At 76.0% G+C, this 2,770-nt stretch carries 2 protein-coding genes and 1 pseudogene; all 3 read right to left on the bottom strand.

Features of this window, described 5'->3' with window-relative positions; translation table 11 throughout:
• A pseudogene (locus CR470_RS37180) lies at window positions 1-194 on the bottom strand (3-oxoacyl-ACP synthase); the annotation flags it as partial.
• Window positions 195-375: 181 nt separating this feature from the next.
• Complete coding sequence (locus CR470_RS37175; RefSeq protein WP_097872126.1) at window positions 376-1,308, bottom strand: carbohydrate kinase family protein; 933 nt, start codon at window positions 1,306-1,308, stop codon at window positions 376-378.
• Window positions 1,292-2,761 carry an MFS transporter gene (locus CR470_RS37170; protein ID WP_097872124.1) on the bottom strand — a complete coding sequence of 490 codons (1,470 nt, stop codon included), beginning with the start codon at window positions 2,759-2,761 and terminating at the stop codon, window positions 1,292-1,294. The genes CR470_RS37175 and CR470_RS37170 overlap by 17 nt, the downstream gene beginning before the upstream one ends.
• Window positions 2,762-2,770 lie beyond the last annotated feature (9 nt).

Here is a 2,770-nt window from a genome sequence, read left to right as displayed (position 1 = left end):
AGATGTGTATAAGAGACAGGCCGGGAGGCCGCCTCGTAGGCGAGGTCCCCGGTGGCGACGCCCGGTCCGGCGCGGTGCCGGCTGCCGATGCCGGTGCGGCGGCGGATCCAGGCGTCGTCGACGTCCCAGGCCGCGGGGAGCCGGTCGTTGCCGACCGGCTCCCCCGGCACCCATCCCGCCACGCTCTCCAGCACCGCCGTGCGCGCCCCGGCCGCTAAGACGCCTGCCCGCGTCCCCGGCTCCGAACCGCTGTCGGCCGTCCGTCTCCTCGCCACCCGTTGCCCCGATCCCGTTGTCGTACCGCATCCGGTTGACGAACGGCGGAACGTCTCACGAGGATGCGTTCGACTGCGCCGAACGGGTCATGACGTGGCGTCAGTTGTGGGCGAGCGCCTCGCGGAGCTCGTCCGCGCCGGGCGGGTTGGCTCCGGCCCGGGAGACGGTCACGGCGGCGGAGGCGACCGCGTGGCGCAGGACGTCGGTGACGGCGTCCCGGCCCACGGCGTGCAGCCGGTCACGGGCCCCGGGGCCGAGGAGGCCGTGTGCGGCAAGGGCGTGGAGTGTCCCCGACATGAACGCGTCGCCCGCGCCGACGGTGTCGACGACGTCGACCGGCAGCGCTTCGGCGACGGCCCGGCCGCCGGAGAACAGGGCGAACGCACCCGCCCCGCCCCGGGTGACGAGGACGAGTGCGGGGCCGGCGGCGAGCCACCGCTCGGCCACCTGCTCCGGTTCCTCGTCCGGGTACAGCCACCGCAGGTCCTCGTCGCTGGCCTTCACCACGTCGCTCAGCGCGACGCAGCGCTCGACGCGGGCCCTTGACCGGGCGCGCTCTCCCATCAACTCGGGCCGCACGTTGGGGTCGTAGCTGACGGTGGCGTCGGCCCGCAGCGACTCCACGGCGGCCAGGACCGTCGCGGCCCCGGGCTCGACGACGGCCGCGATCGAGCCGGTGTGCACGTGCCGCGGCACCCGGTCGAGCACCACCGGGCCCAAGGCCCAGCCCACCTCGAAGGCGTACGTGGCGTGTCCGTGGTCGTCGAGGGTGACGGCCGCCGACGGGGTGGGCCCGGTGGCGTCGTCGGTGCGGACCTCGACCCCGGCGGCGGCCAGATGGTCCCGGATGAGCCGCCCATGGGCGTCCGGTCCCAGCTGGGTGAGGAGGGTGGTGTCGTGGCCGAGCCGGGCCAGGCCGTACGCGACGTTCGCGGGGCTGCCGCCCGGGTGGACGCGGTCGGCCTCGCCCGGCTGCCGGACGATGTCGGCGACGCATTCGCCGATGACCAGCGGATCAAATCGGTCGAGCATGGGGGTGGGTCTCCTGGGTTGCCGTGTCGTGGAGTTGTTCGGCGGTGCCGGCGCCCGCCGGGGCGGTGGCCGGCGCCGACGAGGGCGTGCGCTCCCGGAGGAGCTCGTCATGGCCGCGTCGATCCGGCCCGGGGAACGGCTTCACGGGGGCGGCCCGGCGGATCCAGAGGAGGGCTCCGGCCAGCACGGCCGTGGCGGCCAGCAGCCAGGGCAGCGGGCCCGGCGGCAGGGTGCCGGCCGCCAGTCCGGCGCCGGCGGCGACCAGTTGCAGGGAGAGCGACTGGACGGAGAGGGCGGTGGCGCGGCCCGAGGCGTCGACCCGGCGGTGCAGCAGGTCGTTCTCGTTGGGGCCCGCGGCTCCGAGGCCCAGGTACACCAGCCCGTAGCCGGTGACGGCCGCCGCCGTGGCGAGGGGGCTCATCGTGTGCGCGGTGAGGCCGAGCAGGGTCAGCCCCAGCGTCACCAGCCCGAGGCTCACCAGCACCGCACGCTCACTTCCGCCCGCGAACCGGGCGACGAGCGGGGCGAGTTGACTGCCCAGGGCGGAGCAGAGGAATCCGGCGCAGGCGAGCCCCGCGAAGACCAGCGCTCCGGATTCGGCCGTCCCCATGAGGGCGGCGGCCCGGCCCGGGGTGAGCAGTTCGACGGCCGCGAACGCGGCGCCGGCGGCGCTCGCGGTCAGCAGGATGCGCCGGATCAGGGCGTCCCGGGCGCCGAGCCGGAGCCCGGCGGCGATGGCGGCGGGCACGCCGCCCACGACCCCTCGTACGCCTGCCCGGGGCCGGGCCGGTTCGGTCAGCGCGCTCAGCACATAGAGCACGAAGACGACCTCGACCAGCGCGCCGAGCAGGGCGGGTACGGAGAGCAGGATCACGAGCCCGCCGGTCGCGTCGGCCAGCCACTCCGCCGGACCGGGGGCGAGGCCGAGCAGCCAGGGCAGCCCGCCGCCGAGCAGGGTGCCGAGCGCGAGGGCGGCCGAGGTGGCGGAGCTGCCGCGCGCCAGCCCCGTACGCAGATCGGCGTCGGGCCCCGCGTGGGCGTGGACGGTGTCGACGTACCAGGCCTCGGCGGGACCGCTGGACAGGGCGCGGGCCAGGCCCATCAGCCCCATGCCGAGAGCGATGGCCCAGCCCGCCGCACCGAGGCCGATGAGGGTGAAGGCGGTCAGGTTGAGCAGCCCGGCGATGGCCAGGACGGGGCGCCGCCCAATGACGTCGGAGAGGCCGCCGGTGGGCAGTTCCATCGCGGCGGCCGTGAGGGAGTGCACGGCGTAGAAGCCGGCGATGGCGGCGAGGCCCATGCCCCGTTCGGTGAAGAGCAGCACTCCCGTCGCGATGGACATGCCGATGGGGAACCAGAAGAGGAAGGAGACCGTGGCGAACCGGCGGCGCGCGGTCGCCTCGTCCGGGCCCCGCCCCGGGGCGGGGGCGGCGACGGCCGGCCGGCCGGTCATGAGCCGTCT

It is taken from the genome of Streptomyces sp. rh34 (assembly GCF_002551245.1).
Classification (GTDB): domain Bacteria; phylum Actinomycetota; class Actinomycetes; order Streptomycetales; family Streptomycetaceae; genus Streptomyces.
This window is presented reverse-complemented; position numbering and strand designations above follow the sequence as displayed.

Excerpts from the sequence above, each read along its gene's own strand:
- CR470_RS37170 (WP_097872124.1), bottom strand. The coding sequence starts at position 2,761 with ATGACCGGCCGGCCGGCCGTCGCCGCCCCCGCCCCGGGGCGGGGCCCG.
- CR470_RS37175 (WP_097872126.1), bottom strand. The coding sequence starts at position 1,308 with ATGCTCGACCGATTTGATCCGCTGGTCATCGGCGAATGCGTCGCCGAC.